The 14615-nt window shown below is 73.3% G+C and carries 16 protein-coding genes; 10 read left to right on the plus strand and 6 right to left on the minus strand.

Annotated elements, in window-relative coordinates:
• Window positions 1-4 precede the first annotated feature (4 nt).
• Window positions 5-433, minus strand: coding sequence for a VOC family protein (locus NI25_RS03115; protein WP_061440947.1), 429 nt, complete (start codon window positions 431-433; stop codon window positions 5-7).
• A gap of 237 nt (window positions 434-670) precedes the next feature.
• Between NI25_RS03115 and NI25_RS03120 the strand changes: the two genes are divergently transcribed.
• The 3 genes from NI25_RS03120 (at window position 671) to NI25_RS37185 (ending at window position 3714) form a co-directional block, all read left to right on the plus strand.
• Entirely contained in the window at window positions 671-1042 is a 372-nt protein-coding gene (locus NI25_RS03120; RefSeq protein WP_061440948.1) for an ArsR/SmtB family transcription factor, read from the plus strand.
• Entirely contained in the window at window positions 1039-1353 is a 315-nt protein-coding gene (locus NI25_RS03125; RefSeq protein WP_061440949.1) for a hypothetical protein, read from the plus strand. Before NI25_RS03120 ends, NI25_RS03125 begins: the two co-directional genes overlap by 4 nt.
• Before the next feature lie 222 nt (window positions 1354-1575).
• A complete protein-coding gene (locus NI25_RS37185) occupies window positions 1576-3714 on the plus strand; it encodes an MMPL family transporter (RefSeq protein ID WP_078884486.1) in 2139 nt (712 codons plus the stop codon).
• On the opposite strand, the gene NI25_RS03135 is transcribed toward NI25_RS37185, so the two are convergent.
• Both NI25_RS03135 and NI25_RS03140 read right to left on the minus strand, forming a co-directional pair.
• Window positions 3644-4066, minus strand: a complete 423-nt coding sequence (locus NI25_RS03135) for a PPOX class F420-dependent oxidoreductase (RefSeq protein ID WP_061440950.1) — start codon at window positions 4064-4066, stop codon at window positions 3644-3646. The genes NI25_RS37185 and NI25_RS03135 overlap by 71 nt on opposite strands.
• 85 nt (window positions 4067-4151) lie before the next feature.
• Entirely contained in the window at window positions 4152-5042 is an 891-nt protein-coding gene (locus NI25_RS03140; protein WP_061440951.1) for an NAD(P)-dependent oxidoreductase, read from the minus strand.
• Between the two features lie 134 nt (window positions 5043-5176).
• On the opposite strand from NI25_RS03140, the gene NI25_RS03145 reads away from it, so the two are divergent.
• Window positions 5177-5683 carry a type II toxin-antitoxin system PemK/MazF family toxin gene (locus NI25_RS03145; RefSeq protein WP_061440952.1) on the plus strand — a complete coding sequence of 169 codons (507 nt, stop codon included), beginning with the start codon at window positions 5177-5179 and terminating at the stop codon, window positions 5681-5683.
• On the opposite strand, the gene NI25_RS03150 is transcribed toward NI25_RS03145, so the two are convergent.
• Window positions 5668-6507 carry a TIGR02452 family protein gene (locus NI25_RS03150; RefSeq protein WP_061440953.1) on the minus strand — a complete coding sequence of 280 codons (840 nt, stop codon included), beginning with the start codon at window positions 6505-6507 and terminating at the stop codon, window positions 5668-5670. The genes NI25_RS03145 and NI25_RS03150 overlap by 16 nt on opposite strands.
• Window positions 6508-6793: 286 nt before the next feature.
• On the opposite strand from NI25_RS03150, the gene egtA reads away from it, so the two are divergent.
• Genes egtA through egtD form a run of 4 tightly spaced genes read left to right on the plus strand, consistent with a single transcriptional unit; the run spans window position 6794 to window position 11194 of the window.
• Window positions 6794-8092 carry an ergothioneine biosynthesis glutamate--cysteine ligase EgtA gene (egtA, locus tag NI25_RS03155; RefSeq protein ID WP_061440954.1) on the plus strand — a complete coding sequence of 433 codons (1299 nt, stop codon included), beginning with the start codon at window positions 6794-6796 and terminating at the stop codon, window positions 8090-8092.
• A complete protein-coding gene (egtB, locus tag NI25_RS03160) occupies window positions 8092-9426 on the plus strand; it encodes an ergothioneine biosynthesis protein EgtB (RefSeq protein ID WP_061440955.1) in 1335 nt (444 codons plus the stop codon). The genes egtA and egtB overlap by 1 nt, the downstream gene beginning before the upstream one ends.
• Window positions 9426-10226, plus strand: a complete 801-nt coding sequence (gene egtC / locus NI25_RS03165) for an ergothioneine biosynthesis protein EgtC (protein ID WP_061440956.1) — start codon at window positions 9426-9428, stop codon at window positions 10224-10226. The genes egtB and egtC overlap by 1 nt, the downstream gene beginning before the upstream one ends.
• Entirely contained in the window at window positions 10223-11194 is a 972-nt protein-coding gene (gene egtD, locus NI25_RS03170; protein WP_061440957.1) for an L-histidine N(alpha)-methyltransferase, read from the plus strand. The genes egtC and egtD overlap by 4 nt, the downstream gene beginning before the upstream one ends.
• Window positions 11195-11239: 45 nt before the next feature.
• On the opposite strand, the gene NI25_RS03175 is transcribed toward egtD, so the two are convergent.
• Window positions 11240-12508, minus strand: a complete 1269-nt coding sequence (locus tag NI25_RS03175) for an extracellular solute-binding protein (protein WP_061440958.1) — start codon at window positions 12506-12508, stop codon at window positions 11240-11242.
• A gap of 251 nt (window positions 12509-12759) precedes the next feature.
• Here NI25_RS03175 and NI25_RS03180 point away from each other — a divergent pair, with 251 nt between their 5' ends.
• Window positions 12760-12975: a dodecin gene (locus NI25_RS03180; protein WP_061440959.1), complete on the plus strand. Its 216-nt coding sequence runs from the start codon at window positions 12760-12762 to the stop codon at window positions 12973-12975.
• Between the two features lies 1 nt (window position 12976).
• On the opposite strand, the gene NI25_RS03185 is transcribed toward NI25_RS03180, so the two are convergent.
• Complete coding sequence (locus NI25_RS03185; protein WP_061440960.1) at window positions 12977-13468, minus strand: hypothetical protein; 492 nt, start codon at window positions 13466-13468, stop codon at window positions 12977-12979.
• A gap of 98 nt (window positions 13469-13566) precedes the next feature.
• On the opposite strand from NI25_RS03185, the gene NI25_RS03190 reads away from it, so the two are divergent.
• On the plus strand, window positions 13567-14586 hold the full coding sequence (locus tag NI25_RS03190) for an LLM class flavin-dependent oxidoreductase (RefSeq protein ID WP_061440961.1): 1020 nt from the start codon (window positions 13567-13569) through the stop codon (window positions 14584-14586).
• The last annotated feature ends 29 nt before the right edge of the window (window positions 14587-14615 follow it).

Here is a 14615-nt window from a genome sequence, read left to right on the forward strand (position 1 = left end):
ACGGTCAGCGGGCCCCGGGCACGTCCTCGGTGACGCCGTTCAGCGGCGAGGACGGGTCACTGCCGTACGGGCGGGTGAATACTTCCATGCCGTGCCCGGAGGGGTCGGTGAAGTACACGCCCCGGCCGCCGTCGTTGCGGTTGATCCGGCGCGGGTGCCGGCCGTGCGGGTCGGCCTGGATGGGGATCCCGCCCTCGACGAGGCGGGCGAGGACGGCGTCGAACTCGTCCTCGGAGACGAGGAACGCGTAGTGCTGCACGGGGATGTCGATGTCGACGGTGGCGAAATCGAGGGTGACGCCGTTGGCGGTCGACACGGGCAGGAACATCCCGGCCGGTTCGCCGACCTCGAGACCGAGGACCCCGGCGAGGAAGTGGGCGGACGTCTCCCTGTCCTGGGAGAGAACGATGGTGTGGTTGAACTGGACTGACACGGGTCAATGCCTCCAGGGGCATCTCCGCGGCGCCTCCATGCCTCACCCGGACGGTGACCGACACGCGATGCCGCGCGGAGATCTTACGTCCCGGACCCGTCGCCGGCCCACCCCTTGTCCGCCCCCGAGGGACCCCCGACGTGTCCCTGATGTGTCCCTGATATGTGTCAGGAATCTTTGACAGGTGACAGCGGTCCCTGTCAGCGTTTCCTGACAGGTACGACGGAAAGGGGTGCGATGCCCGAGGCCCCACCTCCGGCACCGACCGGTGACGAGTTGCTCAAGGTGCTCTCCGCGCTCGGCAACCCGCACCGCATGCGGATCGTCGCGGCACTCATGGAGAGCCGGAACTACGTCAGCGCGCTGGCCCGGCTGATCGGCATGGGCCGTCCGCTGCTGCACATGCACCTGCAACGGCTGGAGGCCGCGGGACTGGTCGCCGGCACGCTCGAGGTCGCGGAGGACGGCAAGACGGTGAAGTACTTCGACGTCACGCCGTTCTTCTACGAGCTCACCCCGCGGGTCGTCGCGCAGGCGGCCGCGACGATCACCGACACCACCGAGACCGACCGGACCGCCGGCCGGAGTGCGAAAGAGGAAGCGAAGTGAACGAGGACCTGGTGAGTCTCGCCGCAGGGGGAGAGGAGCTGGGGGTCCTGGTCGGCGCCGTGGGCGCGGCCGGGTTCTTCGGCCTGATGATCGTGATCGTCTGGCAGGTCGCCGCCACCTGGCGGGCCCGGATGCTGGCGGCGCGCGAGGAGCAGTACAAGGAACTCGCCACGCGGTACGCCCGACTCCTGGAGGACACGGTGGAGTTGCAGCGCCGCACGGCGGAGGAGCAGCGGCAGACCCTCGACGAGCTGACCCAGACCCGGCTCGCGGTCGGGTCGATGGAGAAGATGATGCGCGAGATCGAATAGCCGCCGCCGGCAGGCGCCGCCGCACGGGTACGGCCGGGAGCGGCAACTCCCGGCCGTACCACGGCGGAACACACCCGGCATCGCATCGATGTCGTACCCGAGACACACACCCGTCCCGTACACCGCGGCAGGCCGACACACCTGAGCGCCGCGGTGCGGGTCCCGTGCGCCCCGGCGCCGGTCGGCGACCGGCGGGCGCGTTCCCCATGAAGGAGATTACTCATGCGTGCGCTGTTGCGGCATGTGGCCCGTGCCCCCGGTGGGCGGCGCGGCAAGTGGTACGTACTGGCGGTCTGGCTGATCGTGGCCGTCGCGCTGGGGCCGCTGGCCGGCCGGCTGGGCGACGTCGAGGACACGGGGGCCAACGCCTTCCTGCCGCGTGGCGCGGAGTCCGCGCGGGTCAACACGGAACTGGAGAGGTTCCGCACGGACACACTGGTGCCCGCCGTCGTCGTCCACACCGGTGAGGGGGCGAAGGCGCAGGCGGCCGCCGACCGGGACCTCCTCGCCCGGTACGCCGCCGCGGGCGAGGAGGTGTCGCCGCCGATCCCGTCCGAGGACGGGAAGGCGCTGATGACGGTGGTGCCGCTGGACGGCGACGACGACGTCACCGGCACGATCGACGAACTGCGCGAGTCCGTGGGCGTGAACGCGCCGCCCGGCGTGGAGGTCGTCGTCGGCGGACCGGCGGGTTCGCTCACCGACCAGGTCGCCGTCTTCGACAGCCTGGACACCACCCTGATGCTCGCCACCGGGCTGGTGGTGGCCCTCCTGCTGCTCATCACGTACCGCAGCCCCGTGCTGTGGCTGCTGCCGCTGCTCTCCGTGGGCTTCGCGGCCGTCCTCACCCAGGTCGGAACCTATCTGCTGGCCCGGTACGCCGGGCTGCCGGTGGACCCGCAGAGTTCGGGCGTGCTGATGGTGCTCGTCTTCGGTGTAGGCACCGATTACGCGCTGCTCCTCATCGCCCGCTACCGCGAGGAGTTGCACCGCCTCGCCGACCGGCACGAGGCGATGCGCATCGCGCTGGTCCGCTCGGGTCCGGCGGTCCTCGCGTCGGCCGGCACCATCGCGGCGGGCCTGGCCTGTCTGGGCTTCGCCGACATCAACTCCTCGCGCTCGCTGGGACTGGTGGGCGCCGTGGGCGTGGTCTGCGCCTTCCTGGCGATGGTCACCGTGCTCCCGGCCCTTCTCGTCGTCACCGGCCGCTGGGTGTTCTGGCCCTTCGTGCCGCGGGCCGGTACACCGGCCCGCGCGTCGCGCACGGTGTGGTCGCGCATCGGGTCCGCGGTCGCCCGGCGCCCGCGCCGGTCGTGGCTGATGTCGGTGGCCGTCACCGGTGTCCTCGCGGTCAGCACGGCCGGCGTCTCCATGGGGCTGACCCAGGAGGAGATGTTCCAGGACAAGCCGGAGTCCGTCGTCGCCCAGGAGCGGATCTCGGAGCACTACCCGTCGGGCGCGTCCGATCCGGTGAAGATCGTCACCGCCACGGCGCACGCCGACGCGGTACGGCGGGCCGCGGCGGACGTCAGGGGCGTGGCCCGGGTGGAGGCCGGAGGCGACCGCACGCCCGACGGCGGCCGCACCCAGCTGTCGGTCGTCCTGGCGGACACCCCGGACAGCGAGCGTGCCAAAAACACGGTCGACGCCCTCCGGGACGCCGTGCACCGGGTGCCGGGCGCGGAGGCGCTCGTCGGCGGCACCACCGCCCAGTACCTGGACACCCAGCGGGCCGCCGGCCGCGATCTGACCACGGTCGTTCCGATCGTGCTCCTGGTGGTCCTGGCCGTCCTGGTCGGGCTGCTGCGCGCCCTGGTCGCCCCGCTGCTGCTCCTGGCCACCGTCGTGCTGTCGTACCTGGCGGCGCTGGGCGCGTCGAACCTGCTCTTCGAACACGTGCTGGGCTTCGCCGGGGTCGACTGGTCGATTCCGCTGATGGGCTTCGTGTTCCTGGTCGCCCTGGGCATCGACTACAACATCTTCCTCATGCACCGGGTGCGTGAGGAGACCGCCCGGCTCGGTCACGCCCGGGGCGTGCTGGAGGGCCTGACCAGCACCGGCGGTGTCATCACCTCCGCCGGCGTCGTCCTCGCCGCGACCTTCGCCGTCTTCGCCGGACTGCCGCTGGTGACCATGGCGCAGATGGGCGTCCTGGTGGGGATCGGCGTCCTCTTGGACACCTTCCTGGTGCGCACGGTGCTGGTGCCCGCTCTCGCGCTCGACCTGGGCCGCCGTTTCTGGTGGCCGGGCGCGCTGTTCCGGCGCCCGGCCCGGGAGGAGACGGCGGCCGTCAGCCCGACTGGGAGCTGTCCTTCATCGCCCCCCACCCGTGCCAGCGCTCCACCTCGATCCAGGCACTGACCCGGGGCCGCTCCCGGTTCGGGTACGGGTTGCCCGTGTAGTGCCGGGAGAGCCGGTCGATGCCGGAGAGGTCCTCGTCGTCGCGCATCTCGGCGACGCGGCCGATCAGGGTGACGTGTGTGTACCAGTCGTCGCCCGCGAGGACGGTCAGGGTGACGCGCGGGTCGCGGCGCAGGTGTCCGAGGCGCACGCGGCCCGCGTCGAGGTTGACCAGCACGCGGCCGTCGTCGTCCCAGAGGTACCAGGTGGGCGTGGAGACGGGGGCGCCGTCCGAGCGAAGGGTGGCCATGACGCAGGGGTTGGGGCGGCGCAGCAGTTCGACGGCCTCGCGCGGCAGCGGCGGCTTGGACATGCGGGCTCCTCACGTTCGGTGTGGTCCGGCACCGGTTCCGGTGCCGGTGTGGGGGTGTCTCGTGCACCCGGTACCCCGGGCGGGCTCAGTCGGTCGCCTTCTCCTCGAAACTGGCGAAGTACGCCGCCGCCATGTCCTCGTCGCCGTGTCCCTGGGCGGCGGCGCGGGCGAACCGCTGCGCACCGGCCGCGGCGAGGTCCAGCCGGACGCCGTTCGCCTCGCCGGCCTCGACGATCAGGCGGGCGTCCTTCTCGGCGGTGGTGACGGCGAACTGGGCCGGCGTCAGCGCGCCGTCGCGGATCAGGCCGGCCTTGGCACGCAGGTAGCCCATGTCGAGCGGGCCGCCGGCGACGGCGTCGAAGAAGGCGTCCGGGTCCACGCCCAGCGCCTTGGCCAGGGCCAGGACCTCGCCGACCGCGTTGGTGGCGGCGAGGACCCAGCTGTTGGCGACCAGCTTCAGCCGGGTCGCGCTGCCGGCCGCCCCGTCCTCGCCGGTCCACACGGTGCGGGAGCCCACGGCGTCGAACACGGGCGCCACCCTGTCCCGCGCCTCGCCGGGACCCGCGGCCAGCACCAGCAGTTGACCGGCCTCGGCGGGCTGCCGGGTGCCGAGGACGGGGGCGTCGAAGAAGACGAGCCCGTGCTCGTGGGCGAAGGCGGCCAGGTCGGCGACCGCGTCGACGCCCGCGGTGGTGGACTGCGCCCACACGGTGCCGGGGCGCAGGCCGGGCGCGGCCCGCCGCATGACGTCGAGGGCGGCCGGGCCGTCGTAGAGCATCGTGAGGACGACGTCGGCGCCGTCCACGGCCTCCTCCGGGCTCTCGGCGACGTGCGCGCCGTCGGCGGCCAGTGGCTCGGCCTTGTCCCGGCTGCGGTTCCAGACGCGGACGGCGTGTCCGGCGCGGGCGAGGTTGCGGGCCATCGCGGCACCCATGATGCCGGTGCCCAGGACGCTCACGGTGAGCTGGTCGGTCATGACGTCGCTTTCTGCCTCGTACTGACTCGATGTCGCCGGTGGCCGGGCTCCTGCGAGCCGGGCCCGGGGGCCCAGCCTGCCACCGGACGCGGGTCCCCGCGCGTCCGGGCGAGCCCGTCGCGTACGGTACGGCCGTGAGCGCCTTCACCGACGACATCGACAGCAACGGCGGGACGGTCCCGGGCCGTTACGGACCCTACGCCACCACGGAGGCCGACCCGCGGGAGGTGGGCCGGGTGCGGACGGAGTACTCCCCCGCGCACGACGGCGACCCCGATCCCGGCGAGATCGTCTGGACGTGGGTGCCCTTTGAGGAGGCGGACGGCCGGGGCAAGGACCGGCCCGTGCTCGTGGTGGCCCGGGAGGATGCCGGGACGGTGCTGGCCGTGCAGCTGTCCAGCAAGCGGCACGACGGGGCAGCAGGGGGCGCGGCGAAGCCGCTCCAGTGGAGCCGGGGCTCGCACCGGTGGGTGCCGATCGGGAGCGGGCCGTGGGACCGCTCCGGGCGCGACTCCTGGGTGGACGTGGACCGGGTCCTGCGGCTGCACGACGCCGGGATGCGCCGCGAGGCGTGCGCCCTGGACCGGATGCGCTTCAACCTCGTACGGCAGCGGCTGCGGGAGCGCTACGGCTGGAGCTGACCGGGACGGCCGGCACCTTCGGGGAAGGCGTGCTCGAAGGCCGCCCGGACGGTGGCGCCCGGGGTGCGGTCCAGGATGCCGAACGCCACCCGTTCGAAGGCACCGGCGAATCGCCCGCCGGGACCGAGCAGCGTCCGGAACGCGCCCGCCACCCGGGCGGGGTCGTTGCGGAACACGCCGCAGCCCCAGGCGCCCAGCACCAGCCGCCGGTACCCGTGGGCCGCGGCCGTCTCGAGGACCCGCTCGGCGCGCACGGTGAGGGCGGCGGGCAGGTCCGCGGCGCGTTCCGGGGCCGTGCGCAGCACCACACCCGCGTTGGGTGCGGCCGAGGTCAGGAATCCGGCCGTGAACGGCTCGTCCAGCAGGCGGCCCCGGTCGTCGCGGAAGACGGGCACGCCGGGCGAGTGGACGACGCGGTCCGTGTAGAACGGGTCGCGGTGGGCGCGGTGGTGGTCGTAGAACTCGCGCGCCCGCAGCAGGCAGGTGTACAGGGCGGAGGCCCGGCACAGGGCCTCCTCCTGGGCCTGGGCGCCGTTGAGATAGCCGCCGCCCGGGTTGCGGGCGGAGGCGAAGTTGAGCACGGCGACCTCACCGCCGAGGCGGCGGGCGGCCTCCAGGCTGCTCTCGCCGGTGACCTCGAAGACCGTCCGTCCCCGGTCGGGGACGGCCACCTCGACGGGCCCCGGTCCGTACATCCGCGTACCGTCCCTGGCCGCGCCGACCGCCGCCGCGAGGGACACCTCGCGGCCGTCGGACGTGCGGTAGGACCCGGCCGCGACGATCTGCTCCGTCTGCTGTGCGATGCCCCGCAAACGCGCGCTCACGGCGCCACCCCCGTGGACGCCGTGACCGCGCGCGGGGCGGTCTCCCCCGTCGTGCTCATGAGGGAATCCTGGGCGATGCTGGGGATGCGGTGCAACGGAGTTTCCCGACCGGCGAACGACGTGGAAATCCCCTGGAAACAGGCGGAGCGCGGAGATTACCGAGCGGGAACGTCCCGAAATGCATCCTTGTGCGGAGCGGCACGAGGGTCTTGGGTGGGACGAGTGTGCCGGCCCGGCCCACCGCAGAAGGGCCGGCGGCATGGTGGAATCTCAGGAGGATCCCGACATGTCCGATTCGGTTGGTGGCTGCGTCCGGCCACGTACCGCGGTCAGTGAGGCCGAGGTCGAGGCGCTGGTCCGCGGCATCTGCTTCAAGACCGGTCCACCCAGGCTCCTCGGTGTCGAGGTGGAATGGCTCGTCCACGAGCTGCGCGCGCCGCGGCTCCCCGTGTCACCCGAACGGCTCCACGCGGTGTACACCGCGCTGCGGGCCGTGCCCCTGAGGTCGGCGCTGACCGTCGAACCCGGCGGCCAGCTGGAGCTGAGTTCGCTCCCCGCCGCCTCGCTGACGGAGTGCGTCCGCTCCGTCTCCGCCGATCTCGACGCCGTCCGCGCCGTACTGCGCGAGGACGGTCTCGCCCTGGTCGGCCTCGGCCACGATCCCTGGCAGGCGCCGCGCCGCTATCTGCGGCAGCCGCGCTACGACGCCATGGAGTCCTGTCTCGACCGCACCGGCCCCGGTGGCCGCTTCATGATGTGCGCCTCCGCCTCCGTGCAGGTGTGCGTGGACGCCGGGCACGAGGAGCCCGGCCCGATGGGTCACGTACGCCGCTGGTGGCTGGCCCATCACCTGGGCGCCGTCCTGCTCGCCGCGTTCGCCAACTCCCCGCTGTCCGGCGGCCGGCCCACCGGCTGGCGGTCCACCCGGCAGCTGCGGTGGACGCAGATCGGCCGCGGCCGGGCGGGCGGCCCCCCGCTGAACACCGACCCCCGCGGCGCCTGGACACGGCACGTGCTGGACGCCCCGGTGATGTGCGTACGCCGCGACGGCGGGCCGTGGGACGTGCCGGAGGGGCTGACCCTGCGGGAGTGGACCCGTGAGCTGGTGCCGAGGCCGCCGACCCGGGAGGACCTCGACTACCACCTGACCACACTCTTCCCGCCGGTCAGGCCGCGTGGCCACCTGGAGCTGCGGATGATCGACGCGCAGCCCGGGGACGACGGCTGGATCGTGCCGCTGGCGGTGACCGCCGCGCTGTTCGACGACCCGGAGGCCACCGAGACCGCCTACCGGGCCGTCAAGCCGCTGGCCGAGCGCACGCTGGGGCTGCCCGCGCCGCACAACCCCCTGTACGAGGACGCGGCCCGTGCCGCGCTGACGGATCCCGAGCTGTGCGAGGCGGCCGTCACCTGCTTCAGGGCGGCGCTGGCCGCCCTGCCCCGGCTCGGTGCGGGCACCGAGGTGACGGACGCCGTCGCCGGGTATCTGGAGCGCTACGTGCTCAGGGGCCGCTGCCCCGCCGACGATCTGCTGGACATGCCGGGCGGCGCGGACCGTGGCCCGCACGGGAGGGAGACCCGCTGATGACCGACCCCACCCACGCGCCCACGACCACCACCGCCGAGGCCCTGCGCGAGCGGGCCCTGACCACGCTGGTCACCGCCCGCGAGCGCACCACGCTGCTGACCGGCTGTGTGGAGGGCCCCGACCTGACCGCCCAGGTGTCGCCGCTGATGTCCCCGCTGGTGTGGGATCTGGCGCACATCGGCAACCAGGAGGAGCAGTGGCTGCTGCGGGCGGTCGCCGGGCAGGAGGCGATACGCCCGGAGATCGACAGTCTGTACGACGCCTTCGAGCATCCCCGCTCCGAGCGGCCGAGCCTGCCGCTGCTGTCGCCTGCCGAGGCCCGCCGGTACGCGGCCGACGTGCGCGGCCGGGCCCTGGACGTGCTGGAGCGGACCGCGTTCGACGGGACGCGGCTGACGGAAGCGGGCTTCGCCTTCGGAATGATCGCCCAGCACGAGCAGCAGCACGACGAGACCATGCTGATCACGCACCAGCTGCGCAGGGGTCCGCAGGCCCTGACCGCACCCGATCCCGATCCGGCGGGGCTGTTCACCGGACCGGCCGAGGTCCTGGTGCCGGGCGGTCCGTTCACGATGGGCACCTCGGCCGAGCCGTGGGCGCTGGACAACGAACGCCCCGCGCACCGGCGCGAGGTCGCGCCGTTCTTCATCGACACCACCCCCGTGACCAACGGCGCCTACCAGGCGTTCATCGACGACGGCGGCTACGACGACCCCCGCTGGTGGACTCCCCGAGGCTGGGACCACGTTCGCCGGCACTCCCTCACCGCCCCGCTGTTCTGGCGCCGGGACGGCGGGCAGTGGCTGCGGCGCCGCTTCGGGGTCACCGAGGCGGTCCCGGCCGAGGAGCCGGTGCTGCACGTGTGCTGGTACGAGGCCGACGCCTACGCCCGCTGGGCGGGACGCCGGCTGCCCACCGAGGCCGAGTGGGAGAAGGCCGCCCGGTGGGACCCGGCCGGCGAGCGCGCCATGCGCTACCCGTGGGGCGACGCCGACCCCGGCCCGGAACACGCCAACCTCGGGCAGCGGCACCTGCGCCCGGCACCCGCGGGCAGCTACCCGGCGGGCGAGTCGCCGCTCGGCGTACGGCAGCTGATCGGCGACGTCTGGGAGTGGACGTCGAGCGACTTCGCCCCGTACCCGGGATTCGAGGCGTTCCCGTACCGGGAGTACTCGGAGGTGTTCTTCGGCCCCGACTACAAGGTGCTGCGCGGCGGTTCCTTCGCCGTGGACGCGGTGGCCTGCCGGGGCACGTTCCGCAACTGGGACTACCCGATCCGGCGGCAGATCTTCTCCGGGTTCCGCACGGCCCGTTCGGCGGAGGGTTCCTGATGTGCCGGCACCTGGCCTACACGGGCCCCGGGGAACCGCTCGGCGCGCTCCTCGTGACGCCGCCGCACGGTCTGTACCGCCAGTCCTGGGCGCCCCGGCACCAGCGGTACGGCACGGTCAACGCCGACGGGTTCGGCGTCGGCTGGTACGCCGAGGGCGACCCCGTCCCGGCCCGGTACCGCAGGGCGGGGCCGATCTGGGCGGACCAGTCCTTCGCCGACCTGGCCCGCGTCGTGCGCACCGGCGCGCTGCTGGCGGCCGTACGGGACGCGACGCTGGCCGGCGCCGACGCGGAGGCGGCCGCGGCACCGTTCGCCGCGGGGACCTGGCTGTTCAGCCACAACGGCGCCGTGCGGGGCTGGCCGGACTCGCTGGCGCCGGTGGCCGCGACGCTGCCGCCCGGTGAGTTGCTGTCGCTGGAGGCGCGCAACGACTCGGCGCTCGTGTGGGCGCTGGTGCTGGCCCGGCTGCGCGCCGGGGACGACGAGGGCCGGGCGCTGACCGAGACGGTGCTGGAGGTCGCCGCGGCGGCCCCCGGTTCCCGGCTCAACCTGCTCCTCACCAACGGCTCCACCGTCACCGCCACGACCTGGGGCGACACCCTGTGGTACCTGGCCCGTCCGGGCGGCGGCACGGTCGTCGCCTCGGAGCCCTACGACGACGGTCCCGGCTGGCAGGAGGTCCCCGACCGCACCCTGCTGACCGCGAGCCGCACCGACGTGCGGCTCACCCCGATCAAGGACCCGGGCGAGACCGCCCCCGCAGACGCTTTCGCCTCTGACAAGGAGCCTCGAACGTGAGCCAGTTCCGTCTGACCCGGACACTGCCCGAGGACGCCACGGACGCCGCGCTGCGTGCCGACGTCCTGGCGGGCCTGACGAGCACGCCCAAGTGGCTGCCGCCGAAGTGGTTCTACGACGCACGGGGCAGCGAGCTGTTCGAGGCGATCACCGCGCTGCCGGAGTACTACCCGACCCGGGCCGAGCGGGAGATCCTCGTCGACCGGGCCCGGGAGATCGCGGACGCGACCGGTGCCCGCACCCTGGTCGAGCTGGGCTCCGGCTCCTCGGAGAAGACACGCGTCCTGCTCGACGCGCTGACCGAGCGGAACGGGCTGCGCGGCTACGTGCCGGTCGACGTGAGCGAGAGCGCCCTCACCCAGGCCGGGCAGGCGCTCGTCGCCGAGCGTCCCGGCCTCCAGGTGCACGCGCTGATCGCCGACTTCACCGGAGGGCTGACGCTGCCCGACACACCGGGCCCGCGGCTGGTGGCGTTCCTCGGCGGCACCATCGGCAACCTGCTGCCCGAGGAGCGCGGCGCGTTCCTGGCCTCCGTCCGCGCCCTGCTCTCGCCGGGCGACGCTCTGCTGCTGGGCACGGACCTGGTCAAGGACGAGGGGGTGCTGGTCCGCGCGTACGACGACGCGGCCGGGGTGACGGCCGAGTTCAACAAGAACGTGCTGTCGGTGGTGAACCGCGAACTGGAGGCCGACTTCGTGCCCGCGGCCTTCGCGCACGTGGCGCTCTGGAACGCCGAACGGGAGTGGATCGAGATGCGGCTGCGCTCGCGCGCCGCGCAGACCGTCAAGATCCAGGCGCTCGACCTGGTCGTGGACTTCGCGGACGGGGAGGAGTTGCGCACCGAGGTGTCCGCGAAGTTCCGGCGGGAGGGCGTGCGGGCCGAACTGGAGGCCGCCGGGCTCGATCTGGCCCACTGGTGGACGGACCGGGAGGGGCGCTTCGCCCTGTCGCTGAGCGTGGCGCGCTGAGGTGCGGCGAGGCGGGACCGTCGGGCCGGCCCCGCCTCGCCGCGGTCAGCGCGTGTTGGGGTCCAGCAGTTCGGTGATGCGGTCGGAGGCCTTGCGGGCCTCCGACTTCGCGTCCGCCCCCTTGAGCACCCTCGTCATGTACGCCTTGATCGGGTTGTCCGCCTCGACGGCGCCCCACTGCGGCGTACCGGGGGTCGCCCGGCCCTGTGCGGCGCCGGCGGCCATGGCCTCGGCCCCTTCCTCGCCGGAGACGGCCTCGGCGAGTGTCTTCTTGTTGGGGACGTAGTTCATGGTGCGGGCCAGGTCGGTGTTCCACTTCTCGCCCGCGAGCGCCTCGACCACGGCGAGGGCGCCTTCCTCCTGGTCGGTGTTCTTCGGGACGACGAGGTCGGAGCCGCCGGTGAAGACGGCGCCGGGCTTGTCGGCGCTCTTGCCGGGCACGGGGAAGAACCCGATCTTGCCCTTGAGGCCGGGGTTCTCGCGCAGCACGGACTGCGCCTGGCCCGGCACCGCGATGATCTGCGCGACCCGGCCCTTGGCGAAGACCCCGGCCTGCGGCGGGTGTTCCTCGTCGGCGTCGACCGGTCCGTCGCCCAGTGCCTGCAGTTCGCGGTAGAAGTCCATGCCGCGCAGGGCCGCCTCGGAGTCGAGGGCGCCCGTCCAGACACCGCCCTCGCCGGCCTGGGTGGCCAGTTCGCCGCCCTCGTCCCAGATGAAACCGGAGAGCGTGTACCAGTCCTGGCCGGCCAGGTAGATGCCCTGGTCGCCGTTCTTGTCGAGCTTCTCCGTGGCGTCCAGCCACTCCTCGCGGGTGCGGGGCGGCTCGTTGATGCCGGCCTGCTCGAAGAGGTCCTTGCGGTAGATGACGACGCGGTTGGCGGCGTACCAGGGCACGCCGAACTGCTGGGACATCCACTGCCCCGGTTCGGCGAGGCCCGGCAGCCAGTCGCGGATGCCCCAGTCCCGCATCGACTCCAGGGTCAGGTCCTGCAGCCGGCCGCCCTCCGCGTACTGCGGGACCTGGGTGTTGCCGACCTCGATGACGTCGGGTCCGTCCGAACCGCCGGCCTTCAGCGCGGCCTGCACCTTGTCGCCGATCCCGGTCCACTCCTGGATGCGGATGTCGAGTTCGAGGCCGGGGTGGTCGGCCTCGAAGCCCTCGGTGAACCGCTTCAGGAAGTCCTGGGAGGCGCTGTCCTTCATGAGCCAGACGGTGACGGTGTGCCGATCGCCCCCGCCGTCCTGCGAGATCAGGCCGCAGCCGCTGAGCACGGAGGCGGACACACAGACAAGGGCGAGGAGGCGACGTCTCACGAGGGGTCCTTCTGACTGACGAACAGAGGGCGGAGGCAGGTGCGTCCTGCACACGCGAAGGGAGACCCGACGTGGGGGACGAGCCCGAGGCTCGAACGGGTGTCTGGGATTTTGGTATGGACCATTACAAAGGTCAAGGGGAACCAACGGGAGGATTCCACCCCGAAGGCAGACGCCTCGCGCTCCGTCCCGACTTGGGGCACGGTGGAGTGACGCAGGGCACACGGCTGCCCTGGGAACGGAGCACCCGCATGTCGAACCACACCTACCGGGTCACCGAGGTCGTCGGCACCTCACCCGACGGCGTCGACCAGGCCGTCCGCAACGCCATCACCCGTGCCTCGCAGACCCTGCGCAGGCTGGACTGGTTCGAGGTGACGCAGGTGCGCGGCCAGATCGAGGACGGGCAGGTCGCGCACTGGCAGGTCGGTCTCAAGCTCGGCTTCCGTCTGGAGGAGTCGGACTGACTCAGGTGCGCCCCTCGCGCTCCTGCGCCACGCGCAGCTCGGCCGACCGGGCCGCCCAGCGGGCCCGGAGCACGGTGAAACCGGCCCGCTCCGCGTCGTCGCAGACCAGCTCGTCGTCGTCCACCAGGACCCGCACCTCGCGGGTCCGCGCGAGACGCCGCAGGATCTCCAGCTTGGTGCGCCGGGCGGGCCTGCGGTCGGCGTTGCCGCGCATGTGCACGGCGCCCTCGGGCAGGCCGTGCGCCGCCAGCCAGTCGAGCGTGTCGCGCCGGCAGCGCTCGGGCCGGCCGGTCAGATAGACGATCTCGCACTCCTTCGCGCTCTCCCGCACCAGTGCGACGCCCTCCGCGAGCGGCGGATCGTGCGGCGCGGCCGCGAAGAACGCGTCCCAGTCGCGCGGCCTGCGCTCCAGGAACCGCTGCCGGTGCGCGGTGTCGGAGAGGGTGTTGTCCAGGTCGAACACGGCCACCGGGGGCTTGCTGCTGTCGCTCACGCGGTCACCCTAGAGGGCGCCGCCGGAAAAGGGACGCCGGACTTCCGTACGGAGGGCCGCGTCGGGAATCTGTGCCGGGCGCGGGCGTTGAACCTCATGTGACCACCTCGATCGCCACCACCCGCTTCTCCGTCCTCGACCGCTCCCGCATCCGCGCGGGCCGCAGCGCCGGGGAGGCGCTGCGCGACACCGTGGAGCTGGCACGGGAGGCGGAGCGGCTCGGCTACCACCGGTTCTGGGTGGCGGAGCACCACGGCGTGCCCGGCGTGGCCGGGTCGGCTCCGACCGTCCTCGCGGCCGCCGTGGCGGGGGCGACGCGGCGCATCCGGGTCGGCACCGGGGGCGTGATGCTGCCCAACCACCGGCCGCTGGTCGTCGCCGAGCAGTTCGGCGTGCTGGAGTCGCTCTTCCCCGGCCGGATCGACATGGGGCTGGGCCGCTCGGTGGGTTTCACCGACGGCGTCCGCCGGGCGCTGGGCCGGGAGAAGGACGACGCGGAGGACTTCGACGCGCAACTGGCGGAGCTGCTCGGCTGGTTCCGCGGCACCTCGCACACGGGCGTGCACGCGCGCCCCGCGGAGGGGCTGACCGTACCGCCCTTCGTGCTGGCGATGGGCGAGGGCGCGGCCGTCGCCGCGCGTGCGGGCCTGCCGATGGTCATCGGGGACCTGCGCGACCGGGACCGGATGCGCCGCGGCATCGACCGCTACCGCGCCGGCTTTCGCCCCTCCGAGTGGAGCACGGAGCCGTACGTCGTCGTCTCCGGCACCGTGGCGGTGGCCGCGACACCCGAGGCGGCCCGGCGGCTGCTCGTCCCGGAGGCGTGGTCCATGGCCCACGCCCGCACGCGCGGCTCCTTCCCGCCGCTGGCCCCGGCCGAGGAGATCGAGGCCCGGACGATGACCGGCAAGGAACGCGACCTGTACGAGGCGGGCCTCGCGGGCCACCTCGCCGGCACGGAGGAGCAGGTCGCCGACGAGCTGGAGACGCTCGTGAAGGAGACGGGCGCGCAGGAGGTCCTGGTCACCACCAGCACGTACGACCGCGAGGCGCTGCTCGACTCCTACCGGCGGCTCGCCCGTGTCACCGGCACCGGACCGCTCGGTTCCCCGGCGTAGAATCGCGGAGTTTGTCCCCCACCGTACGG

This window comes from Streptomyces sp. CCM_MD2014 (assembly GCF_000772045.1).
Lineage (GTDB): Bacteria > Actinomycetota > Actinomycetes > Streptomycetales > Streptomycetaceae > Streptomyces > Streptomyces salinarius.

Bases quoted from the DNA above. Each gene is read 5' to 3' on its own strand.
- NI25_RS37185 (WP_078884486.1), top strand. From the start codon at position 1,576: ATGCGTGCGCTGTTGCGGCATGTGGCCCGTGCCCCCGGTGGGCGGCGC.
- NI25_RS03135 (WP_061440950.1), bottom strand. From the start codon at position 4,066: ATGTCCAAGCCGCCGCTGCCGCGCGAGGCCGTCGAACTGCTGCGCCGC.
- NI25_RS03180 (WP_061440959.1), top strand. From the start codon at position 12,760: ATGTCGAACCACACCTACCGGGTCACCGAGGTCGTCGGCACCTCACCC.
- egtA (WP_061440954.1), top strand. From the start codon at position 6,794: ATGTCCGATTCGGTTGGTGGCTGCGTCCGGCCACGTACCGCGGTCAGT.
- NI25_RS03140 (WP_061440951.1), bottom strand. From the start codon at position 5,042: ATGACCGACCAGCTCACCGTGAGCGTCCTGGGCACCGGCATCATGGGT.
- NI25_RS03120 (WP_061440948.1), top strand. From the start codon at position 671: ATGCCCGAGGCCCCACCTCCGGCACCGACCGGTGACGAGTTGCTCAAG.
- egtC (WP_061440956.1), top strand. From the start codon at position 9,426: ATGTGCCGGCACCTGGCCTACACGGGCCCCGGGGAACCGCTCGGCGCG.
- egtB (WP_061440955.1), top strand. From the start codon at position 8,092: ATGACCGACCCCACCCACGCGCCCACGACCACCACCGCCGAGGCCCTG.